The organism is Sabulicella rubraurantiaca (assembly GCF_017355885.1).
Taxonomy (GTDB): Bacteria; Pseudomonadota; Alphaproteobacteria; order Acetobacterales; family Acetobacteraceae; genus Roseococcus; species Roseococcus rubraurantiacus.
This window is the reverse complement of sequence record NZ_JAFEUU010000016.1, coordinates 46,424-70,973: the sequence shown is the minus strand read 5'-3', so window position 1 is coordinate 70,973 and position 24,550 is coordinate 46,424. Positions and strand designations below refer to the sequence as shown.

The window sequence follows — 24,550 nt, the reverse complement described above, 5'->3', positions numbered from 1 at the left end:
TAAGCGGGAAACCCACCTCAAAACCAGGTCTCCCCGAGGGCCGTGCCAGACCAGCACGTCGATAGGCCGCAGGTATACGCGCAGCAATGCGCTCAGCCGAGCGGTCCTAATCGCCCGATAGGCTCATATCATGACGACTGCTGCTTCCTTGCCGAAAGGCAAGGGGCACCACACGCAGCATCAAGCCGTACGTGGCTTGTCTTTCAAATACACAACCAATTCCTGGAAAGGTCCGGCGCGGTGGCGCGGTGGCTATCGCGGAGTTGCCACACCCGATCCCATCCCGAACTCGGCCGTGAAACACTCCAGCGCCCATGGTACTGCCGCTCAAGCGGCGGGAGAGTCGGTCGCTGCCGTGCCGCCACGCCGGATCTTTCCACACAAAGCAAAACCCCCGAGGCCTCGCCTCGGGGGTTTTTGCTGTTTCTGGGCTGCTGTCGCCGCCCCCGTTGCTTGCTGGCCTAAACGGCAGCGCCGGTCATCTGCACCTCAGCGAGAATCTCGAAGGAGCGCAGGCGCGCCTGATGGTCATGGATCTGCGCCGTGACCATCAGCTCGTCCGCACCGGTCCGCTCGGCGAGGCTTTCGATTCCAAGGCGCACCGCCTCGGGCCCGCCCACAACCGAGCAAGCCAGGGCGTTCTCGAGCATGGCGCGCCCATGGCCATCGATCTGCGCGTCGAGCCCTTCTACCGGCGGCGGCAGCTTTCCCGGTCGCCCGCGGCGCAGGTTCAGGAAGGCCTGCTGCAGGGACGAGAACAGCCAGCGCGCCTCCGCATCGCCTTCGGCGGCAAAAACATTCACCCCAATCATGACGTGGGGCTTCGCCAGCCGCTCTGAAGGCCGGAACTGCTCTCGATAGATGGCAATCGCGTCCATCATCTGCGCCGGCGCAAAATGAGAGGCGAAGGCGTAGGGAAGGCCGAGATAGGCGGCGAGCTGCGCACCGAAGGTGCTGGATCCGAGGATCCACGCTTCCACCTCTAGTCCCGCGCCCGGCACGGCCTGGACCGTCTGGCCGGGTCGAGCCGGCCGGAAGTATTCCAGAAGCTCCACGACATCGCGCGGGAATTCATCCACATCGGAAGCGAGGTTCCGCCGCAAGGCTCGCGCGGTCACTTGGTCAGTTCCTGGTGCCCGTCCAAGGCCCAGATCCACCCGCCCTGGATGAAGCGCCGCCAGCGTCCCGAACTGCTCTGCAATGACGAGGGGGGCGTGGTTCGGCAGCATGATCCCGCCCGCGCCGATGCGGATCCGCCGCGTGCCGGCTGCCACATGGGCCAGCGCCACTGCCGTGGCGGCGCTCGCAATGCCGGGCATGTTGTGATGCTCGGCCATCCAGAAGCGATGGAAGCCCAGGCGCTCCGTGTGCTGCGCCAGATCGAGCGAGTTCCGCAGCGCCTGGCCGGCATCGCTGCCTTCCGGGACGGGTGAGAGATCGAGGACGGAAAGTCGTGCCATCGCGTCTAGATGGGCTGCGCTCGGTCGTTCTGAAACCCGCGACGCGCGTTGGATTCAACAGCTTGAATTCCCATCTCCAAGGCATCGTTCATCCCAGGAGCGAACACGCGATGGCAGGCGGTTGGACTCGCGACGGCAATATCCAGGATCAGATCGACGACACCGTGGCCGATGCGGTGAAGCTTGCGCGCGCCCGCATTCCGGTGGGCGAGGGCGAAATCCATTGCCAGGAATGCGGCGAGGAGATCCCCGAAGCGCGGCGTCGCGCTCTCCCAGGGGCGCGCACCTGCGTACCCTGTCAGTCCGCGCTCGACCGCAGCCCGGCTTTCTCGCCCTATAACCGGCGCGGAAGCAAGGACAGCCAGCTCAAATAGGGCTACGCGGGCCTGCAGCTCCGCTTGGCGCAGGCCTGGACCAAGCCAGGCAGCCTGCCGTGAGCGCGGAGCGTCCCACGAGCAGCGCGCCCGCACGGTAAAGGGCAAAGGAGTTGGCCTCCGTCAGGTCGGCCACCACGATCCCCCCCTCAACACTCACCGAAACCACGCGTCCTCCCGCCTGGAGCACGGCGACCGCCGCTTCCACCGGCCCGATCTCGGAGCGGAACATCACGGCGGAGAGCGAACCGGGCGCTGGCATCGCGGCGACCGGCGCCGCAGCCAGGAGCAGCAGTGAAAGACCGAAGGCTGCGGCTGGGCCACGCATGCCTGGCCCTCGGCGGCGAAACAGCCACGCCCCGAGCAGAAGGGGAGGCACCCCGGTGACGACAAGCCACCCCAAATCCCACAGTAGCGGGTTCGGCACATCGACGCGGATGCGGTGGATTCCCACGATCCAGTGGAAAAGCACTACGTCGGAGAACTGCCAGATCGCAAAGCCCAGCAGCGCCGCGCCGACGATCAGGCGACCGCCAACGGCCGCGAGGCCGGTGCGTGCCCGCCACAGCAGCCACAGCGAAAGAAGAGTCAGGAGATATGTGGCGATGTGGAACAGGCCGTCAGCCAGGATCTGCGCGCGCTGCGTCTGCCAAGCTTCGCCGGGGACAAGGCTCAGGAAGTGATGCCACTGCAGGACCTGATGCAGCAGGATGCCGTCGAAGAAACCGCCGAGCGCGAAGCCAGCAAGGCAAGCGGCGAGGAAAGGACTCGTTCGCGGCATGGTGGTTCTCCGACAGGTGCGCAACGCCTGTCACGGAACTCCGTCGCTCGTTCCCACTCATAAGTAAGTGCTGCTTGCGATGAATTCGCCCTTCATCGCGCCGCAATTCCTAAAACCTTCCACACCGGGGAATGTGTGTTTGGCATCCTTGTTTGGGAAGCGCCATTCTTCTTGACATTGGCAGAAAAGTAATGGGGCTTTCGCGCGTTCACTACCTCGTGCGGCCTCTGATGCAGGCCGCGAAGCGAGGAGGACAGATTAATGACCATTCGCACGACTCACCTTCCGGCTTGCGCCGTTCTGGTGGCCGCGCTGGCGCTGGCGCCGGCCGTCCATGCCCAGCAGGCGCGCACGGGCGACTCTGCGGCCCCGGGCGCCACCACCACCGCCCCGTCTGCGACCGCGCCCGCCACCACCACGACCACGCCCTCCGCGACCACGACGCCCGGCGCCCGCACGGGCAGCGAGGCCCGTACCGAGCGCCGCGCCGAGGATGGCGAGCGCCGCAACGAGATCGTCGAGTTCAGTGCGCTGGAAAGCGGCTCGAACAGCTTCACGGAAGGGCAGGCGCGCAGCCGCATGGAAGATGCGGGCATCACCAACGTGGGTGAGCTGCGCCGCGACGACCGGGGCTTCTGGGTTGGCCGCGGGACGCGTGGCGGCTCGCAGACCGACGTGGCAATGGACTTCCGCGGCCGCATCGCCGTGGGCACCGGCATTGCTGCCATGAGCCCTGCCGGAACCGGCACGACGGCCGGAACCGCCGACCGCTCTACCACGACGGGCACGGCCACCGCTCCGAATGACGGACGTGCGGCGGTCGGCACCACCTCGGCGCGGCCGGATGGCACGCCGGGCAACCCGCCGGGCACCGCCGCCACCCGCGCCCTGGACCGCGCCGCCGGCACCAACACCTCGGGCGCCTTCCCGCAGAACTCGGACGGCACGCCGAACAACCCGCCGGGCACGGCGGCTGGTCGTGCGGTTGACCGGGCCACGGGCTCCAACACGACCGGTGCCAACCCGCAGTCGGGCGCGACCCCGACTCGCTGAGCAGACAGAACCCTCGGCCAAAGGCCCGCGCCCTGCGCGCGGGCCGGATGGCACCAAACGGAGGACCAAATCCATGGCTATGAAGACTCATGTTGCGATGTTCGACAGCCACGCCGATGCGATGGCGGCGGTGCGTGACCTGGAAGACGCCGGCTTCTCCTCGGATGAGGTGAGCATCGCGCGCGGTGGCGAGGGCACGTCCGGCTCCACGACGACCTCGGCTGCGGACACCGACGAACCCTCGACCGGCGCAGGCGTCGGCGCGACGGCCGGCACCCTGCTGGGCGGCGGTGCCGGGCTCCTGGCCGGACTCGGGGCGCTCGCAATCCCGGGCTTCGGCCCGATCGTGGCCGCGGGGTGGCTGGTGGCGGCGCTGACCGGCGCGGGCGCCGGCGCGGCGGCCGGCGGCCTGCTGGGCGGCCTGGTCGGCGCGGGCGTCGAAGAGCGCGACGCGCATGTCTATGCCGAGGGCGTGCGGCGCGGTGGCACTCTGGTGACGGTGCGCGCCGACGAGACGCGCATCGCCCAGGCGAAGGCCGTGCTGTCGCGCCATGCCGCGGTGGACGTGGCGTCGCGCGAGGCCGATTACCGCGCCAGCGGCTGGTCGGGCTATCAGGACGACCCGGACAGCCTGATCCCCTCCGCGCCTGATGGCGCCCCGGGCAACCCGCCCGGCACCATGGCCAGCCGTGCGGCGGACCGCACGCTCGGCACCAATATGAGCGGCGCCTATCCGCAGAACTCGGATGGTACGTCGCGCAACCCGCCGGGCACCGCCGCCACGCGGGCCATGGACGATGTCGCCGGCACCAACGTGTCGGGCGCGCGTCCGCAGAACTCGGACGGGACGATGCGCAACCCGCCGGGCACGATGGCGAGCCGCGCGGCCGGCACCGCTGGCGCGTCGGGGCAACTCACGCCCCGTGCCGACGACGATGGCAACATCCTGCCCTCGACGCCGGACGGCACGCCGGGCAACCCTCCGGGCACGGAGCTGAGCCGCGGCGTGGACAAGGCGCTCGGCACCAACATCAGTGGTGCCCATCCGGAGAATGAGAAGACGCGCCGCTGAGGCGCTGCTTCTTCGGAGCATCGGGCCTGCGGGGTTTCGGCCCCGCAGGCCTTCTGCATTTCTGGAGGCCCATGCCCCGCCACGCCTTGCCGATTGAAGCCAGGGCCGCCGTGCTGCACGCTGCCAGCGTCCATCAATAGAATAGGGAGGCCCGGCAATGGGTCAGCGCTTCAAGATCAACGACAAGATGACGATCGTCACAGACCAGCCTTCGGAAGAGGAGCTGAAGGGCTTGTCGAAGGAAGGCTTCAAGGCGGTGGTGAATTTGCGCTCCGACGGGGAGCAGAATCAGCCCCTGCCACCCGCGGCGGAAGGCGAGGTCGTGCGCTCGACCGGGCTGAAATACGCCCACGTCCCCGTGGTCGCCACCGCGCCGAGCCATGAGCAGGTGGACCGCTTCCGTGAGGCGGTTTCCGGCATGGAAGGACCGGTGCTGGTGCATTGCGCCTCCGGCAAGCGCGCCGGTGCCTTCGCGATCCTGCAGGTCGCCAAGGAGGAAGGGCTCTCCGGCGAGGAGGCGCTTGCCCGTGCGAAGTCCCTGGGCATGGACTGGAAGAGCCCGGAGCTGGAGAACTTCGTCCGCCAGAATCTCGACGGAAGAAAGTGAACCGCGCGCTGGCGGGCGACTCTCGCCGCTGACTGCGCGGCAGCCCTTCCTCTGCGCTGCGTGCCGGAGGAAGGATGAACGGCGACCCAAGATCTAGCCCGACGTCGGGGGCGGCATTGTGCCGCCCCATCATTGGGTCACTGCATCCAATTCTTGGTGATTTCTTTTCCTTCCAAGAAAAGATTGCCTTTTGTGTGAGGGGCGGAAATAAACCGCGTCACTTTTGAAACGATGCTCTGCTTCGTGGCTTCTCCCTTCCACGAACAACAAGAACTCAGGCCAGTCATGCACCACGACCGAGCCGCGCCGATGCGCGTGCTGCACGCCGTCACGTACCGGGGGCCGCATCTCTTCAGCCATACGCCGATGATCCGCTTCCGCCTCGACCTGGGGAGCCTGGAAGATCGGCCTACGAACACGCTTCCCGGCTTTGCCGACGCGCTGGTGGCGATGCTGCCGGGGCTGCGCGAGCATGGCTGCTCCTACGGCACCCCGGGCGGCTTCATACGCCGGATGCGGGAGGGAACGTGGCTGGGTCATGTGGCGGAGCACGTCGCGCTGGAACTGCAGAGCCGCGCCGGCTCACGCGTGACGCGGGGGAAGACGCGCTCGGTGAAGGGATGCCGCGGCTGCTACAACGTCCTCTACGCCTATCGCGAGGAAGAGGTCGGGCTGCTTGCCGGACGCCTTGCGCTGCAACTCGTGGACTCCCTGCTTCCGGCGGTGCTTCGCGGTGTGAGGGGGCTGGAGGAACTGCACGAGCGCGATCTGCTGGCCGAGGAGGGCGGGTTCGACGGCGCGCTGGCCGCGCTGTCCCGCGTGGTCGGCCGCCGTGCCCTCGGGCCCACCACGCGTTCCCTCGTTCATGAGGCCGAGCGGCGCGGGATTCCCGTCATGCGGCTGGATTCGCTCAGCCTGGTCCAGCTGGGCCACGGCAAGAAGCAGCAGCGCCTCCGGGCCAGCATCACCGGCCGCACCTCCTCCATCGCCGTCGAGATCGCGGGCGACAAGGACCTGACGAAATCCCTGCTGTCCGAGGCCGGGCTGCCGGTGCCCAAGGGCGCGGTGGTGCGTACGGCCGAGGCGGCGGTCCAGGAGGCGGAGCGGCTGGGCTATCCCGTCGTGACCAAGCCGCTCGACGGCAATCATGGGCGGGGCGTTTCCCTGGACCTGCACTCGGCCGATGCGGTTCGGCAGGGCTTCGCGCATGCCGCGGAACACGGTCGCCGTGTCATCGTGGAGCAGCAATTCAGCGGCCATGACCATCGCATCCTGGTCATTGCCGGGGAGGTGCGGGCGGTGGCGCAGCGCGTTCCGGCCCATGTGATCGGCGATGGGGCGCGCAGCATTGCCGCGCTGATCGAGGAGGTGAATCGCGACCCCCGCCGCGGCAGCGGCCACGAGAAGATGCTGACGCGCATCGTGGTGGACGAGCACGTCCTCGCCCTGCTGGCGAAGGCAGGAATGAGCCTGGAATCCGTGCCCGGGGAGGGGCAATGGGTGGCCCTGCGCGACACCGCCAATCTCTCCACCGGCGGCACCGCGATCGACCGGACGGACGACATCCATCCCGACAATGCCTGCATCGCGCGCCGCGCGGCGCAGATCGTCGGACTGGACGTGGCCGGGATCGACTTCCTGGCGCCTGATATCCGCCGCTCCGTCCGTGAGACCGGCGGGGGCATCGTGGAGGTGAATGCGGCACCCGGCTTCCGCATGCACCTGGAGCCCTTCGAGGGCTGGGCACGGGACATCGCCCGGCCCGCAATCGACATGTTGTTTCCCAATGGCGAGACGGGCCGCATCCCGATCATCGCCATCACCGGCACCAACGGGAAGAGCACGACGACGCGGATGGTGGCGCACATCCTGCGCCATTCGGGGCTGTGCGTGGGCATGACGAGCACGAGCGGCGTCTGGGTCGGCGGGGACCTCGTTTGGGAGGGCGATGCCAGCGGTCCGCGCAGCGCCCGTATGGTGCTGCGCGAGCCGACGGTGGAAGCGGCTGTGCTGGAAACCGCGCGTGGCGGGATCCTGCGCGAGGGGCTGGGCTTCGAGGAGGCCGATATCGGCGCCGTGCTCAACATCGCTGCCGACCATCTGGGCCTCAAGGAGGTGGACACGCTGGAGGATCTCGCGGCCGTGAAGTCGGTGGTCGTGGAATCCGTCCGGCGCGATGGGTGCAGCGTGCTCAATGCGGATGATCCCCTGACCCTGGCAATGGAGCGCCACGCACGCGGCCGCATTGCCTTCTTCTCCATGAAGGGCGGCGCGCAGATGACCGACGCGCTGCGCGAACATGTCGAGGCCGGAGGACTGGCGGTGGTGCACGAGGACGGGGCAGGGGGAGGGGACATCGTCGTCCATGACGACCGCCGCCGCCTGCCGCTGATGGGCGCGGCGGAAATCCCGGCGACGCTGGGCGGCATGGCCGGGTTCAACATCCAGAATGCCCTGGCGGCCGTCGCGATGACCTACGCACAGGGCGTCTCGCCGCCCGTGATCCGGGCAGCGCTGCAGAGCTTCTCGACCTCCTTCGAGCAAAGCCCGGGCCGGCTGAACATCCATGATGGGCACGGCTTCCGGGTGATCCTGGACTATGCCCACAACCCCGCCGGCCTGACGGCGCTGTGCGACCTTGTCGTGAAGCTGCGGCCGCGGCACGGGCGGGCGATCGGCATGATCAGCATTCCCGGCGACCGGCGCGACGAGGATATCCGCGAGATGGGGCGTATCGCCGCCGCGCATTTCGACGAGCTGGTTCTGCGTGAGCGCCCCGACGGACGTGGCAGGGCGCCCGGAGAGGTGATGAACCTGATCGCCGAGGGGGCGCTGGAAGCCGGCTTCTCGCCGGAACGCATGCACCGCGTTCCCGACGAGCTTGAGGCAACCGACCTGTGCCTGCGCCTCGCCCGGCCGGACGATCTTGTCGTTCTCACCCCCACATCGGTGGAGAAGGTCTGGGCCCGCATGCTCGCCTTCGTGCCGCAGCCTGCCCCCGTGCGTGAAAGCGAGATGGCCTGACCATGGAAGCAGCTGGGGAGGACCAAGCGGGGAAGGGGCCGCTCATCATCATCGGTGGACACGAGGACAAGGAAGGCGAGCGCCTGATCCTGCGCGAGGTGGCGAAGCACGCGGGCAAGGGGCGGCTCGTCATCGCCACCGTCGCCTCGCACCAGCCCGAGGGGTATTTCGAAGCCTACCAGGCCGCCTTCGCCGCGCTGGGCGTCACCGACCTCGCGGAACTCTACGTCCAGGAACGCTCCGAGGCGCAGGATACGGAGAAGCTGCGCATCTTCGAGGGTGCGACGGGCGTTTTCTTCTCCGGCGGCGACCAGCTTCGCATCAGCAGCCAGCTGGGCGACACGCCGGTCGAGCGTCGGGTGCGCGAGATCCACGCGGCGGGCGGCGTGATCGCCGGCACCTCGGCCGGGGCCTCGGCCATGAGCGACACGATGCTGGTGAAGGGGAAGGGGCAGGAGACCCACCGCATCGGTGACCTGCACCTCGCGGCTGGGCTGGGGTTGGTGCGGGACGTCATCATCGACCAGCACTTCGCCGAGCGCGGCCGCATCGGGCGGCTGCTGGGGGCCGTGGCGCAGAACCCGCGCGAACTCGGGATCGGCATCGACGAGGACACGGCGATCATCCTGAACGGCCGGCGCTTCGAGGTGATCGGCAGCGGCGGCGTCTATATCGTGGACGGTGGCGGCGTCACCCACTCCAACATCGCAGAGGGGGCGGAGGAGGAAGCCCTCTCCATCCACGATGTCCGCCTCCACGTGCTCTGCCATGGCGACCGCTTCGACCTGGAGAGCCGTCGCCCCACCATGGCGGGCGCGCAGGGCTGAGAAGCCCCGCGCCCCTCAGGCGAACAGGAAGTTGTCGGAGACAAGAGCGGTCTTCGACACCCCCGCCAGCACCACGCTGTTGCTGGAGTCGAGAGTGATGATGGAGTCCGCCCCCGCCTGGGTGGTCCGGGCCAGGACGGCGGAGAAATCCTTGAACAGGGATTGTGCGAACTGGATCTGGTCGCGTCCCGCGCCGGCCCCTGCGGTGAAATCGGTGATGCGATCGCGGCCGAAGCCGCTGGCGAAGCCGAAGATGTCGCTTCCCTGTCCACCGGTCAGCACGTCATTGCCGGAGCCTCCGACCAGCAGGTCACGCCCGCTGGTGCCCAGCAAGGTATCGGCCTTGCTGGAGCCGTAAAGCAGCTGCCCCTCCCCAGCTCCGGCATTGCCCGCGGCATCGGCTGCGCTGATGCGGAAGGTCTGTGCGCCGTTGCCCAGGCTTCCAACGACAAGGCTCCACTGTCCGTCCGCTGAGGCGGTGGTAGTTCCTATCAGCTTGTCCGCTGCACCAAAGACCTGGACCTTGCTGCCTGCCTCGCCGATGCCCTTGAGCGTGGCCGTGCTCTTTGTCGTATCCAGGCCCGTGAACCGCGCTGCCGGCGCGACCGTGTCGACGGTGACCTGCGCCACGGATGAGAGAGCGCCCTTGTTGCCGGCAAGGTCGGTGGCCTGGGCAGTGAAGCGATGAGCACCATCCGCAAGGCTGCTGGTCGTGAAGCTCCAGTTGCCCTCCGCATCCGCGGTTACTTGGCCGATCAGAGCCGCGCCCAGGTGGATGGCAAGGCTGGCACCGGCCTCAGCGGTGCCGAGGAGGGTGAGGATTTTGCTGCTGGTGACGCCATCCGCCGCGGAGGTGCCCGTATCGGGAGTAACCTGCGTGATCACTGGGGCGCCGGGGGCACGCGTGTCGACGGTAAAGGAGAAGCCCCCGGATGCGCCGCCGGCGGCGCCAGCCGGGTCGAGATCGACGGCGGTCAGGACGTGATCGCCGTCGGCCAGGGGGGTGCCCGAGTGATCGAAGCTCCATTGGCCCGCCGCATCGGCCGTCGTGGTGCCGATCACTTGGTTACCCAGGAGGAGCTGCACGCCCCGGCCGGCTTCCGTCGTGCCGAGGAAGACGAGGGAGTTGTCGCTCGTGACCCGGTCCGAGGCCGTGGCGTCGGTATCGGAGAAGAAGGCGAGGATCTTCGGCGTGACGACTGGAGTTGGGGTTCCACCTCCGCCCGAGAGTTGCGGCAGGGAAAAGGTGCCGTCCGCGAAGCGCAGGAACTCGACGTCCTTCAGCCGGTCCGTTCCCTCCGGCGATCCGGTCCGCCGGTCGCTCACCTGGAAGAAGCCGTCGGAGAGGTCCGTGATCGTGTATTCCGAATGAAGACCGGAATACAGCGCGACATCATGGCCCCCACCGCCACTGAGATCGTCGTCCCCGACGCCACCGATCAGCGTGTCGTCGCCCGCGCCGCCGACGAGCGTGTCGTGATCGGTGGTGGCGCCGGTGAACCATTCCTGGCGACTGCGCGTGTCGATGGACAGGGTGCTGTTGAACCACATGGCGCCCTGGCCGTTGCCGGTCGGGTTCACCGCCTCGCTGATGGGCAGGCTCTTGCCGTTCACCTCGATGCCGAGGACGTAGAGGTTCCGGTCCCCCACCCCCTGGACCAGTTCGTCATTGATGAACTTGACGCCCACGGAGTTGACGACCGCGCCGTTGGCGAAGGTCACGGAAAACTGGCCTGCCTGCGCCTTGGCTTCGAAAGTGCCGCCGACCTGCGTGCCATTGACCAGGATGACGAATTTCGCGCCCACCGCGTTCAGCACGTCGGCCCGGGCGGAGATGACGAGCGTCGTCGAGGCAAGGGGCGCCGCCGAGGCGAGGCTGGCCGGCCCGCCGACGAGGATGTCATCGCCACCGCCGCCGAATAGGGTGTCGTTGCCCATGCCTGCGTTCAGCATGTCGGCGCCGAGGCCGCCATGCAGCGCATCCGCGACGATGGAGCCGCTGAGCGACAGCCCTTGGATGGCCGCCTGGCCGGTGAACCAATTGGTCACGACCTGCAGCGCCGGCTTGTCCTGCGGCGAGTAGTTCGTGTTGTTGGCACCCTTGGAGGTAATGTCCCAGTTCCACAGTTGCATCCCGGCGAACCAGTCGCCGCCATAGGTCGTGAAGGTCTCGAGCAGTGCCTGATAAAGATTCGCCTGCTCCTGGAGGTCCACGGCGCCGCTGGTGGTCCAGATCCCGGGGTCGAGCGCGGCCCCGTCCATGCTGCGGTAGCCGACCTCGGCGAGGAAAAGCGGCTTGTCGTATTTCAGCGCGAGGTCACGCAGGAAGTCGATCGGCGACTTGCCTTCGGTAATGGAGAATTCCCAAGAGTTCGTGGGCATGGACGTCCAACTGTTCTTGTAGTCCTGCACGCTGGCGGTCGTGCTCCCGCTCATCCGGTAGTAGGAGTTTACGCCGATCAGGTCGACCTGGTCCCAGAAGGACACGTCCTTCGCCGACGTGGCGGTCGCGGCGTAGGTGATGACTCCGTCATAGACGGCGCGGACGCTCGCGATGATGTCCACCCATTGGGAGCGATAAGCCGCCCCGACGAGGCTGTCATACTCGCAGCCGATGCAGAGCGTCTTGACGCCCGTCTCCGCCGCGATCTGGGCGTAGCGCAGGATGAGCACCTTGTAGCCGGCGAACCAAGCATCCACGTCGCTGGGCGCGAAATCGCCGCGGAAGGGAGAGCCGTCCTCTGCATCGACATGCGGCTTCAGAATGACATCCAGGCCCAGCGAATGTGCCTGCAGGATCTGGGCGCGGACATTGGCGTCCGACTCGGTCTGGCTAGAGGCATGGAAATCCGAGCTGGTGACCGTCGAAATGTAGCTGGTCGGAACGATGCTGACGCTGTTCGACCCCGTGGACGCCAGCGCCGTGATCGAAGTGAGCGAGGCAGCGGTGCCGAAGCTGCCATTCCACCAGGAGGGAAAGGCGAAGCCCGCATACTCGAAGAGGCCACTGCTCATCGTGAAGATCCTTGCTTGCATCTCGCGGCAGGGCGTGGTCCACGCTACCTGCGCACGCATGAAGTTTCTCGATGCAAGGAAGCACAACTTATAGGTGTATAGAGGATGGGTGTAATACTTAATTCGGGCCAAAGGCGACGGAATTTTGCCTAAACGTGGAACCTTAACGGAACTTAAGTAGGATGACCGAATTGATCATTGATGGCGCGAGAATGATAACCGGTCCTCAAACCGGCTGCCCTGTGGGGCCCGCGCTCAGCAGCCGCTCAATCAGGCGGGTGAGCATGCTGATGCGGTTTCGTTTTGAATCCACCAGGGTCGGTGCTAGGCGCGAAATCAATCGCTTGGCCGGAGCCTGAACACAGGAATCCTATTGTGTCCGTGAACGATCCGATCCTCGATCCGGAGCGCCTCGCCGCCCTCAGGGAGACAGGCCTGCTGGATACCTCGCCCGAAGAAACCTTCGATCAGCTGAGTCGCCTGGCCAGCATACTCGCTGATGCGCCCGTTGCCGTGGTCTCGCTGGTCGATCAGGACCGACAGTTCTTCAAGAGCTTCAACGGCACCCTGCCCGGGGCGGCCGCGGACGTGCGCGAAACGCCGCTCTCCCACTCGATCTGCCGGCACGTTGTCGAAACCGGGCGCGAACTGGTGGTCGAGGACACGCGCAACGACCCGCTGACACAGAACAATCCCGCGGTGACGGAGAACAGCGTCGCGGCCTATGCCGGGTTTCCGCTCGTGACGCCGACAGGTCATGTGCTCGGGACGCTCTGCGTGCTCGACAGTCATCCGAGAGCCTGGAGCGAGACGGCACGGCGGGGCTTGGCGGAACTCGCGGCCGTGGCTTCCCGGACCATCGAATACCGCACACTCGCCCTGCCCAAGTTGCAGGCGCCTAATGGCGGTCCCCTCGTAGAGCGGCGCAAGGGTAGCGACCGGAGAAAGTCGGCCCTCCCGAATCTCGCCCAGTCCGTGGAGGCCTATCTGGCGTGCCTGGATGATTACCGCAGCACCACCGAGCGCGCGGACGACCCCGACCTGTTCGCGAAGGAAGCTCAGTTGCGCCAGCGCGTGCTTTCCGCCGAAGGGGACTTGGCCTCGGCGGCCGAGCGGCACCTGCGGGAAGGCACCCCCGAAGCGTCGTCGGGCTTGGCGACGGCGTGCCAGGAATTCCTGTCTGCGAAGCTGCAGCAGGCGGAGTTGATGGCCCGCTTCCAGAAGGGCGAAGCGCCGCTCGATCAAGTCGAGCGCGTCGGTGCCCTCACGATTCAGCTTGAGCAGGCGCTGAGGGCCGCTGCACGCGACCAGAGACTCAGATCCGCCTGATCGGAAACCCGAAGCCTCTGACCGCCTTCCCGGCTGAACTAAACTGGAGGCGCTAGGGTCACTGTGCGATTGCTCATTCAGCTTTCCATCACATAGCTTTCTTGTTCTCGCGTTAAGAGATTGCTCTTTTCTTTCGGTTTCCAGGGAGTTTTGCGATGCAGCAAGGGGTGGGCGCGGAAGTGGAAGTCAGCCACTCGACAAGCGGCCAATTTGCTCGCACTCATGCCCCTGCCTTTTCAACTGGCCCTCTTCCGAACTCGTCCCCTTCGCCTGCGACGTCCATCTTCGGTCTGCTGATTGCGGATCTTGCCGCGTGCTTGTTGTGCATAGCGGTTGTGGTGCTCTTCAGGTCCGCCATTTGGGGTGAACTGCTCCTCGTCTGGCCATTCTCGACGGCCATCATCTCCTGGATCCTGTTCCGCTTCGGAAGCGGGCTTTATCCCCCAACCGGCTTGTCACAGCCCGAGGAACTCCGGCTTTCCTCTTACACGGCTGCCGGTGCGGCGCTCGTTCACCTCGCTATGCTCATCGCGACGGGCGAGGAAGATTTCTGGCCCTTCACCGGCCTGATCACCTGGGTCATGCTGGTGCCGACGGCCTACATGGCGCGAAGCCTCATGACGGGCTTCCTGATCCGGCGTCGCCTGTATGGCGAAGCCTGCATCGTGGTCGGGACCGGCGAGAAGGCGAGGAGGACCATCCGAGAGATCAAGGCCAACCCGGAACTGGGGCTGGTCCCGGTAGCGGCGTTCGGCGAGGTGACGGGGGACAGTCCCGAGATCGAGGGTATCCCGATCCTCGGCCCGGTCGAGGCCGCGATCTCCTGCGAGTTTCCCTTTCAGGTCGGCCGCGCCCTCGTCGCCCTTTCGCGGCAGGAGGCGGACGCCCAGCGCCTGATCGCGTTGATGGAAGGCCTTGCACGGCCTTATTCGACCGTACAGGTCGTGGCCGATTTGGCCAGTCCGACCAACCTCCTCGTGATGCCGCGGCCCATCGGGCCCTATCTTTCGATGGAGATCCAGCACCAACGCTTCTCGCGCAAGCAACGGATCCTGAAAAGGATCTTCGATCTCGCGATCGCGGGTCCCGCCTTTATCGCCTTCCTGCCGTTCATCGGCGTTGCCGCTCTTCTCGTGAAGATCTTCGACCCGTCCGGACCGATCTTCTTTTCCCAGACCCGCGAAGGGGCAGAGGGGCAGCCCATCCGCATCTGGAAGATCCGGACCATGGTGACCGGTGCCGAGCGGCGCCTCGCCGAATATTTGGCCAGCAACCCTGCGGCGCGCTTCGAGTACGAGCGTACGCTGAAGCTCCGCAACGACCCGCGCATCATCCCGAAGGTCGGCAAGTATCTCCGCCGCTACAGCGTGGACGAACTCCCGCAGCTTTGGAGCGTGATCCGAGGCGACATGAGCCTCGTCGGCCCGCGCGTGATGCTGGGGCACGAGGTGGAGCGCTTCAGCGAGAAGGCGCGCCAGCTGCGACGAGACGTGCCGCCCGGGCTCACCGGGTTCTGGCAAGTGATGTACCGCAACAACAGCGACCTCCAGATCTGGGAGGTGGCGGACTCGTACTACGTGAACAACTGGTCCGTCTGGCTGGATGGCTGGATCGTGTTGCGTACGGTGCGCGTCGTGCTGACCGGTGCAGGGGCCTACTGAGGTGAGGATAGCCAAGGCCGCACGGGGAATGACGGCCGCTTGCCCTCGGTCGTCATCGCGGCACGCCTCAATTGACAGGCCATGAGGGGCGAGAGATGCGCCATGCGTGACCACGAGCGGCTGGCCTGGGGGCCGCACTCCCCGGCCCTGGGCGGAACCCGTACAGCGAAAACGAGTTTAGCGCGCAACAAGCCGGAGATTTCCGGCAGATTACATGGAGGCGCCATGGACACCGCGGCAGGGCAAGAGCCGTCCGGAGAGGCCCAGGCGGCCGGCCGGCTGCAGGAGAAGCGCGTCCGCCGTCGCGTCTTTGGCATCGACGTGGACCTCGCAGACCAAGCCGAAGTCGTCCGGCAAGTGATGCAGTGGTGTCGGACGGGCAGCGGCGGCGTCGTCGTCACGCCCAACCTCGACCATGTCGTGAAGCTGGAAACCAGCGAGCCGCTACGCAGTGCCTATGAGAAGGCGCGCCTCGTCCTGGCGGATGGCTGGCCCCTCATCTGGATGGCACGGCTGGATGGCGGGCCAAGGCTCAACCTCGTCACCGGCTCCGACCTGGTGGAGCCGGTCTGCGCTGCCGCGGCGCGCGAGGGCCGGTCCATCTTCCTGTTCGGCTCGCGTCACGAGGTGCTGGAGAAAGCAGCCGCGACCCTCGCGCAGCGGCATCCCGGGCTTCGTGTCGCCGGGCTCTACGCTCCACCCATGGGGTTCGAGACTTCCGAGGAGGAGCAGCGCAAGGCGCTGGAAGCCGTGCGCAACGCCAATCCCGACATCGTTTTCGTCGCGCTCGGTGCGCCCAAGCAGGAAGTCTGGGCGACCGAGAATTTCGATGCCACGGGTGCGAAGGCGATCCTCTGCATCGGGGCGGGGCTCGATTTCGTGGCCGGCGCCGTTGCGCGCGCGCCCACGCCCTTCCGCCGCCTCGGGCTGGAATGGCTGTGGCGCGCCGCGTCGGAACCGCGCCGCCTCGGCGGCCGCTATCTTGGCATCATGGCCAAGCTCCCGCGGCTGGCGTTTCGTCACCTTGCCGACTCTCGGCGTTCGGCGGCCGAGCATGCCGACAGGAACACTGAACATGCGACGGCGGCTCGAACGCCCCGGCCCGACGCTTGATGGCTGATCACCGGGAGCGCGCGCTGCCAGCGACGCCGGGTGCGGGCAAGACCGCGCAGCGGCGCAGGCTGCGGCCAAACGCGCCCGTCTGGCGACAGTTGAAGCCTTGGGTGGGGTTTTTCCCGCTCCCGATTTGTCCTGCAGCCCGCTACCCGAAGGCCGCCCGATGAGCGACGCCGGAAGTGCCCCGACTGAGCCTTTCGTGACCCTCCGCGACGTGCTTGGGGTCCTTCGCGCCTATTGGCGCCCTGTCCTGCTGGCTACGATCTTCCTGGCCATGCTGATCGGCGCGGCGCTTACGCAGGCGACGCCCGTCTTCACTGCCCAGGCGACGCTCGTCCTCGACCTGCGTCGCCCGGGGATTCCGGGCCTGCCCAACGGCGCCCCGCCACCCCCTGTCTCGCCTGATCCCGCCATCCTCCGAAGCGAGGTGGACATGCTCGGAAGCCGTCCCGTCATCCGGGAGGTAGTCGAGCGCCTCAACCTGGTCGAGTTGCCGGAATTCCAAAAGCCGGGCCTCGCGAGCCGGCTCGCCGAGGCGATGGGCTTCTCCCTGGACGAGCTCAAGGCGCGGTTGAGGGAAATACTGGGCCGGCCGGAGCCCGAGCCCCTGGGGAACGACCCCTTGGACTGGGCGATCTCCCAGTACGACGATCGGTTGGCCATCATCAATGACGGCCGCTCCTACATGATCCGCGTCTCCTTCCGGTCGGAGGATCCGGCTCTCTCGGCGCGGATCGCCAACGCGCATGTCGCCGCCTATTTGCGCCTGCAGACCGAGCTGAAGCGGGAAGTCGGGCGCAGCGCCTCGGCCTGGCTCAACAGCGAGCTGGAGGAGCTTCAGGCGCGCGTGCGCAGCGCCGAGCAGGCCGTGCAGCGCTTCCGTGAGGAGAACGAGATCGTCGAGGCGCGCGGCGACACCTTGCTGGCCCAGCGCATTGCAGAGGTGAACAACCAGCTCACCTCCGCCGTCTCGGAGCGCAGCGCGCGCGAGGCGCGGCTGGCCCAGGCGCGGGAGCAGGTGCGCCGTGGCGAGGCCGACCGGATCACCGAGGTCGGCGGCTCCCCCGTCATCCAGCGCCTCCGCGAGCAGGAGGCCACGGTGATTCGCCGCGAGGCCGAGCAGTCCAGCCGCTTCGGTCCCCGCCATCCCGAGATCCTGCGGATCCGGGCCGAGTTGCGCGACCTTCGCAGCGCCATCGGCCAGGAGATCCGCCGCGCCATCTCCTCGCTCGAGAGCGAGGTGGCGGTGGCGCAGGCCCGCGAGGCCGATTTGCGCGCCCAGGTTTCCTCGCTTGAGCGGCGCGTCGCCACCACCGAGCAGGCGGAGATCACCCTGCGTGAGCTGGAGCGCGAGGCGGCCGCGAGCCGCAGCCTCTACGAAAACCTTTTGCTGCAGCGACAGCAGATTGCGGTGCAGCAGGGACTGCAGCTTCCCGATGTCCGCATCGTGTCGGAGGCCAGCCCGCCGGCGAAGCCAAGCTCGCCTAACGTCCTCCGCTTCACTCTGATGGGCGCCGCGCTGGCCGGGATGCTGCTGATGGGAGTGGCTTTCGTGCGGGAGTTCCTGCACGGCGGCATTCGTGGCGTGGCGGATCTCGAGCGTGCGACGGGGCTGCCCTGCCTCGGCACGATCCCCGCCCTGCGCCGCCGCGAGATCGCGAAGCGCGGGGCTTCGGAGATCATGGTGCGCGAGCCGCTGTCCCGCTTCGCCGATGCGGTGCGGTCGCTGCGGGTCGCGCTGCTGTCGCAATTCTCCGAGCGACGGCCGCCGGCCACGCTGCTCGTCACCTCGGCCCTGCCGGGCGAGGGCAAGACCACCCTGGCATTTGCGCTGGCCCAAAGCTTGGTGGACGCCGGCCACCGCGTCCTGCTGATCGACGCCGACCTGCGCCGCAACTCACCCGCGCCGCGCGGCGAAGCGGGTGCACGGCGGGTCTGGCTGAACGATCTACTCAAGCCCGGCGGCGACGAGTTATGGCCCGTCCTGCCTGATCCGGAGACCGGCCTCGCCTATGTCCCGAGCCGTGCAAGCGACCGTGCACCGCAGGACGTGCTGGGCTCGCCCGCGATGCTGCGCGCGCTCAAGCGGGCGGCGCACGATTTCGACGTTGTTCTGTTGGACTCGCCGCCGCTCGTGGCGGCATCCGATGCGCTCGTGCTGGGCGCGCTGGCCGAGGCAACGATCCTGGTTGCGCGCTGGCGGCGCACGCCGAGGGATGCGGCCGCTTCGGCCGCGGCGGAACTCGCCAAGGCCGGATTGCCGGTCGTGGGGGCGGTGCTGACCCTCGCGAAGTCTGACAGCCCACTCTTCCAGGCCGGCGAGCTGGAGACGTACCGCCGCCAGGCCAAGAGCTACTACGACTCCCTGCCGGTGCCGCAGCGCCCGGCACGGGAGGAAGGACGCCGGCGCGCGGCGGAATTGACCCACCGCCCGACGCGCGAGGAAACATCCCCGTGAAGGCCGGCGTGACTGGTGGCATTGGGCGGCGCGCCGCCCTGAGTGCCGGCGTGGCGCTGGCGGTCCCGGGACTGCCCCGAGAAGGCGCCGCAACGGAGCTTCCGCTGCGAGAGCGCGCGCGGCGCAAAGGCCTTCTGTTCGGCGCCGCTGCCCGCTCCTTCAACCTGCGCGACGACCCCGCCTATGCTGCTGCCTTCGCCCGCGAATGTGGGGTGCTGGTGACGGAATGGGAGGCAAAGTGGGGCCCCCTGCGTCCCGCGCGTGAGGAATTCAGCTTCGGTGCCGTGGACGCACTCTGGCAGTTCGCGCGGCGCAACGGCCTCGGCTTCCGTGGCCACGCCCTGGTCTGGCATGAGCACATGCCGCGCTGGATCGCCGGCATGGAGAACCGCGCCGCGCGGGGCATCCTGGAGGAGCATATCCGCCGGGTTCTTGGCCACTATCGCCGCGCGCAGTCCTGGGACGTGGTGAACGAGGCCATCGACGTGAAGGATGGCCGTGCCGACGGGCTGCGCCAGACCGTCTGGCTCCGTGCCCTCGGGCCCTCTTATGTGCGCGACGCCTTCGTCCTGGCGCGCGTGGCGGATCCTCACACGCTGCTCGCCTACAATGATTACGGCATCGAGTACGAGGACCGCGACAGCCGCGCGAAGCGCGTGGCGGTGCTGCGCCTGCTGGAAACACTGAAGCAGCAGGGCGCACCGGTCGACATCTTCGGCGTGCAGGCGCATCTGAACCCGGCGCGGCCCTTCGACCCCGCTGCCCTGCGCGGCTTCCTGCGCACGGCGGCCGAGATGGGCCTCGACATCTACATTACCGAACTTGACGTGCACGACCGCGACCTCCCGGCCGATGGCGCCCGGCGCGACCGGATCGTGGCCGAGCACGCCCAGGCCTGGCTGGAAGCGGCGCTTTCCGAGCCGCGGGTGAAGGCGGTGTTCACCTGGGGCCTCAGCGACCGCTACAACTGGCGCAACGAGGTGGATTGGAGCCGCCGCCGCGACGGGCTTCCCTCGCGCGGATTGCCGCTCGACCAGGATTTGCAGCCGAAGCCCTTCTGGACGGCCATTGCCCGCGCCCTCGACGGCGCAGATCCCCGGGGCGGGTGAGAAAGGAGCCACGGGTGATCTACATCGCGACCCCGGGCGGCCTCGAGGCCAAGGGCGGCATCGGCCGGATCGTTTCCTACTTCGTGCGGGAGATTGAGCGGCGTCCGGACGCGCCACGCCTCATCATTGTGGACACATACGGGCCTGGCCGGGCCGTGCTGATGCCGCTCTTCTTCGCCGCCGCCCTGCTGCGCCTGTTCTTCGCTTGCCTCACGCGCCGTGCGAGCCTCCTGCACGTCCACATGGCCGAATACGGCAGTGTCCTGCGCAAGGGGATCATTACCTTGATGGCGCGGGCGCTGCGCGTGCCGGTCGTTCTGCACCTGCATGGAGCGAATTTCCGCGACCATTGCGAGCGCGCCGGCCCCATGGAGCGCCGCCTGATCCGGCGAGTGCTGCGATCGGTGGCCGAGGTGGTCGTGCTCGGCGCCTATTGGCGCGACTTCGTTTCGGAGTTCCTCGGACCCGGTGGCCCACGCGTGACCATCCTGGTGAACGCCGTCGAGGGGCCGGCATCGGTGCCGAAGCGGCCGGAAGCGCCGCCCCTTCAGCTCCTCTTCCTCGGGCGGGTTGGCGAGCGGAAGGGCGCGGGCGAGTTCCTGGAAGCCCTGGCCTCGCCGGAATGCCAGCCTTTCGACTGGGTGGCCAACGTCGCCGGCGATGGCGAGGTGGAGACCTATCGTGCGAAGGCGGGGACGCTCGGCCTCGCCGGACGGGTGAGTTTCCTCGGCTGGACGGAGGAAACGCGAAGCCGTGAGCTGCTTGCCCGCTCGCACCTCTTCGTGCTGCCCTCCCGCAACGAAGGGCTGCCGGTCGCCATCGTGGAGGCCATGGCCTACGGGTTGGCGATCGTCGCGACACCCGTCGGCTCCGTTCCAACGGCGGTCGAGGATGGCAGGACCGGCATCCTCGTCCCGCCTGGGGACGCCCCCGCCCTCGCGGCCGCGCTCGCGCGGCTTCTCGGCGAACCGGCGCTGCGGCGCGAACTCGCGTCGAATGCCCGTGCGCGGTTCGAGCGCGACTTCGACATTCGCGGCTTCTGCGACCGGCTGCTGGAGATTTACCGCCGCAACGCGGCGCGGTGGCCCACGTGAGCGTCTCGGCCCGCTTCCCCGAGCGTCGCGCCGCCTCCGCGCCGCGGCTCGCCATCACGCAGGACGGTGCGGTCCGCGCCGCGGTGGTGCTCCTGCTCGTCTGGTATCTCGGTCCGACGGCGCCCTTCCTGCCGGCGGAGGCCTTTGTCTCCGAGGATGCGAAGCACGGCGTCTTCGTGGAGCAGGCCTTCCTGCGCCTGTCCTGGATCCCGGTCTACGGGCTGACCTTCATCCTGGCGCTGCCGCACCTGCCGAAGGTGATCCGTGCCGCGGCGCGAAGCCCCTTTGGCGTATTGCTCGTCGCGCTCGCCCTGGTTTCTACGGCGTGGTCCACCTCACCGGCGGATACGCTGCGCCGCACGGTCGGCCTCGCAGGAACGACGCTGCTCGGCTTCTATCTTGTTGCGCGTTTCGAGCGGGAGGAGCTGATGCGCCTGCTCGGCTGGGCCTTCGCCCTGGCCGCCGTGCTCAGCATCGTCTTCGTGGCGACGCGGCCGGGCGTCGGCATTTCCGGCCCACCGCATCCCGGCGCATGGCGCGGGGTCTTTCCGCACAAGAACGTGCTGGGACAGACCATGCTGATGGGAATTGTGACGGCACTCGGCCTCGCGGCGGTGAGCCGCCGCAGACGCTGGGCCTTTGTCCTGGCGGGGCTGTGCGGGCTCCTCCTGCTTCTTTCCACGGCCAAGACACCCATCGCGGTCGCCGCCGTGCTGACGATGCTTGTGGGCGTGTCGCAGCTGCTGCGGCGACGTCCTGGGCGCGCGGGTTTCCTGGGCGCGCTGGTCGTCGTCCTGGTACTCTGCGCACCTTTCTTTGTCTTCGTCGTGCTCGAACCCGTGCTCGCCTTGTTGGGGCGCGACCTGACGCTCACGGGCCGCACGGATATCTGGGGCCTCTCGCTGGCCGCAGTTGCGGAGAAGCCGCTGATCGGCTGGGGCTATGGCGGGTTCTGGACCGCGCCGCTGGGCCCCGTACTCGATATCCGCTTCATCATCGGGTGGGACGTGCCGAACGCCCATAATGGCTTCCTGGACCTGTTGCTGGCCTTCGGCGTCGTCGGGCTGCTTCTTTTCCTTATGCTCGTGGTCCGGGTCATTCGCGCCAACGTGCAGGAGATCCGCGACACCGGGTCCTGGGGCGCCACCTGGTCGCTCGCCTCGGTGACGCTTCTGATGATCTATGGCTTCGCGGAGAGCGCGATCATGGTGCAGAACACCTTTGCCTGGGTGCTGCTGATCGCGCTGACGGCCTATGCCGGAAAGCCGCGCGCGGTCGCGCGGGGCCGTGCCGTCACGGTGCCGCGCTTCCAGTGGGCAGCCCGCCGCCCCACATCCTTTGGGGCTGCGGAAGCGAGGCAGGCAACTTTCCCACCGCGCAAGCCGGGCTGAAGCGAAGCATGTCGGAACCCTCCTCGCCCGCCGTTGCCGGCCGCGCGTTGCTTTACCTCGTCGGGCGCATCGTTCCCGCAGCGGTGACCTTTATCTCCATCGGGGTGCTTACGCGCTTCCTTTCCCCGGAGGAGTACGGAACCTATGCCATCGCACTGTCGATGATCTCGCTCTTCTCGATGGCGGCGTATAACTGGCTCTACGTCTCGATCGTGCGGCTCCGGCCCATGGAGGCGGATGCGGCCAAGCCCTTCCAGGCTGCTATACTCATTCTCTATCTGGTCTGCGTGGCGCTCGTCCTGTCGTTTGGCGCCCTCTATGTCGCCGCCTTTTCCCCCTGGGGCGAAGCCTCATTGTGGGGGGCGGCGGCGGCGCTTTTCGTCGTGCAGGGCTGGCTTGAGATCAACCTGCATTTCCTCATCAGCCGGAGTGAGGCTGGGCGCTATGTCCTCGTCACGCTCGTCCGCTCGCTCGCAGTCACCGTCCTCGCGATCCTTGCCGCGGCGCTGGGCGGCGGCGCGGCGAGCGTGCTGGTCGCCACCGCGCTTGCCATGCTCGGACCTGCGCTCTGGCTGACCTTCAGCCTGTGGCGCGAGGTCCGGCTGTGGGAGACGGAGGCAGCGGACATAAAGCGCATCGCCCGCTTCGGCCTGCCCCTCGCCCCCAGCTTCGTCCTCGACAACGTCATCTTCTACGCCGACCGGCTGATCTTGGGCTGGCTGATCAATGCGCAGGCGGTCGGTCTCTACGCCGTGGGCTACGACCTCGCCGACCGTACGCTCAAGGCGCTGATGTACTCGATCGGCTCGGCGTCCCTGCCTGCGGCGGTCCAAGCCCTGGAGAGCGAAGGCGAGGAGGCCGCGCGACGCCAGCTTGCGCAAAACCTCCTCACCCTCGCGAGCTTTGGCCTGCCGGCGACGGTGGGGCTCTGCCTCACAGCTTCCGAGCTTTCCATCCTCGTGGGGTCGGAGTTCCGCGAGGTCACCAAAATCCTGATCCCGCTGGTGGCGGTGGCCACCTTTCTGGCCTGCATCCGGTCGAGTTACCTGGACCATGCCTTCCACTTGGCACGGCGGCCCCTGCCGTTGCTGCTGGTGACGGGCACAACGGCCACCTTCAACATCAGCCTCAACATCCTGTTGATCCCGTCCTTCGGCTTGCTGGGCGCGGCCTACGCCAACCTGGCCGCCTTCCTCATTGCGGTGTTCCTGGCCTGGTCCATGGGACGTTCCGCCTTCCGCCTGCCGTATCCCTGGCGTGGCCTCGCCAAGATCGCCGCCGCAACTGCGGTGATGGGCGCTGTCCTGGCCCTGCCCATCTGGCCCGATGCACCGGTCCTGGCCCTGGCACTCAAGACGACGCTGGGCGGGGCGGTCTTCTTGACCATCGCACTCCTGCTGCGAGCCGAGATCGTCTCCGAACTAACTTGGAGCGTTAGGAATCGGCTTTCTTCTCGTAAACGCGACAAGGGGGGCACGACGTGACATCTCGCAGGCTTCGACGCCTCGCAGCACTGCTCATCGCTTTTCTCCCGACGAACGGGTTGCGGCGCGCCGCCTACCGGCTGGCTCTAGGCTACGAGATCCACCCCACGGCGCGCGTGGATGGGCTGAGCTTCATCAACGTGGCGCGGCTGGTCCTCGGCCCCGGCGCGCATCTGGAGCGCTTCAATCTCTTCTCCGGCCCTCTCTCGCTCACGGTGGGCGCGCGTTCCTCCATCGGTTCATCGAACCAGATCCGTTGCGGCCGATGGACAGGGACTTCCGCGCCCTCCGATCACGGCGCGCGGTATCAGCAGCGCATGGTGGTGGGCGATGGCTGCCGCATCTCACCCGGCCATTTCTTTGATGCGAATGGTGAGATCCTGATCGGCGACCGGTGCTGGATCGCCGGCCGCGGCAGCCAGTTCTGGACGCACGGCGCCAGCACGCCACGCTCTACCGTCCATATCGGCGCCGATTGCTTCATCGGTTCCGCCTGCCGCTTCGCCCCTGGCTCGGCGGTGGCGGATAACACCATCGTCTCGCTTGGAAGCGTGGTGACGCGCAGCTTCTCGACGCCCTATCGGCTGCTGGGCGGCGTGCCCGCCAAGGAGTTGCGCGACATCGAGGAGGACATCACCTCCAAGCGGCTCTTTGCCGGTCGTTGGACCGAATCCTCCCAAGTGTGACGGGTCTCG

General features: G+C 67.6%; 18 protein-coding genes and 2 rRNA genes. 17 read left to right on the top strand and 3 right to left on the bottom strand.

Annotation, left to right across the window (positions count from 1 at the left end; genetic code table 11):
• Together JTJ31_RS20505 and rrf are read left to right on the top strand one after the other, a co-directional pair.
• Positions 1 to 131 (top strand): 23S ribosomal RNA (locus tag JTJ31_RS20505); the annotation flags it as partial.
• A gap of 113 nt (positions 132 to 244) precedes the next feature.
• Positions 245 to 359 (top strand): 5S ribosomal RNA (gene rrf / locus JTJ31_RS20500).
• A 102-nt stretch (positions 360 to 461) separates the two neighbouring features.
• On the opposite strand, the gene JTJ31_RS20495 is transcribed toward rrf, so the two are convergent.
• Positions 462 to 1,460: an LLM class flavin-dependent oxidoreductase gene (locus JTJ31_RS20495; RefSeq protein ID WP_207540606.1), complete on the bottom strand. Its 999-nt coding sequence runs from the start codon at positions 1,458 to 1,460 to the stop codon at positions 462 to 464.
• Between the two features lie 110 nt (positions 1,461 to 1,570).
• Here JTJ31_RS20495 and JTJ31_RS20490 point away from each other — a divergent pair, with 110 nt between their 5' ends.
• Positions 1,571 to 1,834, top strand: a complete 264-nt coding sequence (locus JTJ31_RS20490) for a DksA/TraR family C4-type zinc finger protein (protein WP_207540605.1) — start codon at positions 1,571 to 1,573, stop codon at positions 1,832 to 1,834.
• Here the strand turns inward: JTJ31_RS20490 and JTJ31_RS20485 are convergent.
• A complete protein-coding gene (locus tag JTJ31_RS20485; RefSeq protein ID WP_207540604.1) occupies positions 1,827 to 2,615 on the bottom strand; it encodes a DUF2243 domain-containing protein in 789 nt (262 codons plus the stop codon). The genes JTJ31_RS20490 and JTJ31_RS20485 overlap by 8 nt on opposite strands.
• 261 nt (positions 2,616 to 2,876) lie before the next feature.
• Between JTJ31_RS20485 and JTJ31_RS24765 the strand changes: the two genes are divergently transcribed.
• The 5 genes from JTJ31_RS24765 (at position 2,877) to JTJ31_RS20460 (ending at position 9,198) form a co-directional block, all read left to right on the top strand.
• Positions 2,877 to 3,668 (top strand): hypothetical protein, encoded by a 792-nt coding sequence (locus JTJ31_RS24765; protein ID WP_236020480.1) that lies wholly within the window; start codon positions 2,877 to 2,879, stop codon positions 3,666 to 3,668.
• 73 nt (positions 3,669 to 3,741) lie between these two features.
• Positions 3,742 to 4,740 (top strand): hypothetical protein, encoded by a 999-nt coding sequence (locus tag JTJ31_RS20475; protein ID WP_207540603.1) that lies wholly within the window; start codon positions 3,742 to 3,744, stop codon positions 4,738 to 4,740.
• A gap of 157 nt (positions 4,741 to 4,897) precedes the next feature.
• Entirely contained in the window at positions 4,898 to 5,347 is a 450-nt protein-coding gene (locus tag JTJ31_RS20470) for a protein tyrosine phosphatase family protein (protein ID WP_207540602.1), read from the top strand.
• A gap of 285 nt (positions 5,348 to 5,632) precedes the next feature.
• Complete coding sequence (cphA, locus tag JTJ31_RS20465; protein WP_207540601.1) at positions 5,633 to 8,371, top strand: cyanophycin synthetase; 2,739 nt, start codon at positions 5,633 to 5,635, stop codon at positions 8,369 to 8,371.
• Between the two features lie 2 nt (positions 8,372 to 8,373).
• Positions 8,374 to 9,198 (top strand): cyanophycinase, encoded by an 825-nt coding sequence (locus JTJ31_RS20460; protein ID WP_207540600.1) that lies wholly within the window; start codon positions 8,374 to 8,376, stop codon positions 9,196 to 9,198.
• Between the two features lie 15 nt (positions 9,199 to 9,213).
• On the opposite strand, the gene JTJ31_RS20455 is transcribed toward JTJ31_RS20460, so the two are convergent.
• Positions 9,214 to 12,345: a glycoside hydrolase family 113 gene (locus tag JTJ31_RS20455; protein WP_207540599.1), complete on the bottom strand. Its 3,132-nt coding sequence runs from the start codon at positions 12,343 to 12,345 to the stop codon at positions 9,214 to 9,216.
• Between the two features lie 249 nt (positions 12,346 to 12,594).
• On the opposite strand from JTJ31_RS20455, the gene JTJ31_RS20450 reads away from it, so the two are divergent.
• The 9 genes from JTJ31_RS20450 to JTJ31_RS20410 all read left to right on the top strand — a co-directional run bounded on the left by JTJ31_RS20450 (position 12,595) and on the right by JTJ31_RS20410 (position 24,541).
• Positions 12,595 to 13,542: a GAF domain-containing protein gene (locus JTJ31_RS20450; RefSeq protein ID WP_207540598.1), complete on the top strand. Its 948-nt coding sequence runs from the start codon at positions 12,595 to 12,597 to the stop codon at positions 13,540 to 13,542.
• 155 nt (positions 13,543 to 13,697) lie between these two features.
• Positions 13,698 to 15,203 carry an exopolysaccharide biosynthesis polyprenyl glycosylphosphotransferase gene (locus JTJ31_RS20445; RefSeq protein WP_236020478.1) on the top strand — a complete coding sequence of 502 codons (1,506 nt, stop codon included), beginning with the start codon at positions 13,698 to 13,700 and terminating at the stop codon, positions 15,201 to 15,203.
• 225 nt (positions 15,204 to 15,428) lie between these two features.
• Positions 15,429 to 16,316, top strand: coding sequence for a WecB/TagA/CpsF family glycosyltransferase (locus tag JTJ31_RS20440; protein WP_207540596.1), 888 nt, complete (start codon positions 15,429 to 15,431; stop codon positions 16,314 to 16,316).
• Between the two features lie 202 nt (positions 16,317 to 16,518).
• On the top strand, positions 16,519 to 18,777 hold the full coding sequence (locus JTJ31_RS20435; RefSeq protein WP_207540595.1) for a GumC family protein: 2,259 nt from the start codon (positions 16,519 to 16,521) through the stop codon (positions 18,775 to 18,777).
• On the top strand, positions 18,774 to 19,886 hold the full coding sequence (locus JTJ31_RS20430) for an endo-1,4-beta-xylanase (RefSeq protein ID WP_207540594.1): 1,113 nt from the start codon (positions 18,774 to 18,776) through the stop codon (positions 19,884 to 19,886). Before JTJ31_RS20435 ends, JTJ31_RS20430 begins: the two co-directional genes overlap by 4 nt.
• 14 nt (positions 19,887 to 19,900) lie before the next feature.
• Positions 19,901 to 20,980, top strand: coding sequence for a glycosyltransferase family 4 protein (locus JTJ31_RS20425; RefSeq protein WP_207540593.1), 1,080 nt, complete (start codon positions 19,901 to 19,903; stop codon positions 20,978 to 20,980).
• Complete coding sequence (locus tag JTJ31_RS25260) at positions 20,977 to 22,371, top strand: O-antigen ligase family protein (RefSeq protein ID WP_207540592.1); 1,395 nt, start codon at positions 20,977 to 20,979, stop codon at positions 22,369 to 22,371. The genes JTJ31_RS20425 and JTJ31_RS25260 overlap by 4 nt, the downstream gene beginning before the upstream one ends.
• Before the next feature lie 8 nt (positions 22,372 to 22,379).
• The gene (locus tag JTJ31_RS20415) at positions 22,380 to 23,855 is read left to right on the top strand and encodes an oligosaccharide flippase family protein (protein WP_207540591.1); all 1,476 of its coding nucleotides are present in this window, start codon (positions 22,380 to 22,382) and stop codon (positions 23,853 to 23,855) included.
• The gene (locus tag JTJ31_RS20410) at positions 23,852 to 24,541 is read left to right on the top strand and encodes an acyltransferase (RefSeq protein ID WP_207540590.1); all 690 of its coding nucleotides are present in this window, start codon (positions 23,852 to 23,854) and stop codon (positions 24,539 to 24,541) included. Before JTJ31_RS20415 ends, JTJ31_RS20410 begins: the two co-directional genes overlap by 4 nt.
• Positions 24,542 to 24,550 lie beyond the last annotated feature (9 nt).

Coding starts and splice junctions, on each gene's coding strand:
- JTJ31_RS20440 (WP_207540596.1), top strand. CDS start 15,429: ATGGACACCGCGGCAGGGCAAGAGCCGTCCGGAGAGGCCCAGGCGGCC.
- cphA (WP_207540601.1), top strand. CDS start 5,633: ATGCACCACGACCGAGCCGCGCCGATGCGCGTGCTGCACGCCGTCACG.
- JTJ31_RS20470 (WP_207540602.1), top strand. CDS start 4,898: ATGGGTCAGCGCTTCAAGATCAACGACAAGATGACGATCGTCACAGAC.
- JTJ31_RS20475 (WP_207540603.1), top strand. CDS start 3,742: ATGGCTATGAAGACTCATGTTGCGATGTTCGACAGCCACGCCGATGCG.
- JTJ31_RS20415 (WP_207540591.1), top strand. CDS start 22,380: ATGTCGGAACCCTCCTCGCCCGCCGTTGCCGGCCGCGCGTTGCTTTAC.
- JTJ31_RS24765 (WP_236020480.1), top strand. CDS start 2,877: ATGACCATTCGCACGACTCACCTTCCGGCTTGCGCCGTTCTGGTGGCC.
- JTJ31_RS20495 (WP_207540606.1), bottom strand. CDS start 1,460: ATGGCACGACTTTCCGTCCTCGATCTCTCACCCGTCCCGGAAGGCAGC.
- JTJ31_RS20485 (WP_207540604.1), bottom strand. CDS start 2,615: ATGCCGCGAACGAGTCCTTTCCTCGCCGCTTGCCTTGCTGGCTTCGCG.
- JTJ31_RS20445 (WP_236020478.1), top strand. CDS start 13,698: ATGCAGCAAGGGGTGGGCGCGGAAGTGGAAGTCAGCCACTCGACAAGC.
- JTJ31_RS20490 (WP_207540605.1), top strand. CDS start 1,571: ATGGCAGGCGGTTGGACTCGCGACGGCAATATCCAGGATCAGATCGAC.
- JTJ31_RS20460 (WP_207540600.1), top strand. CDS start 8,374: ATGGAAGCAGCTGGGGAGGACCAAGCGGGGAAGGGGCCGCTCATCATC.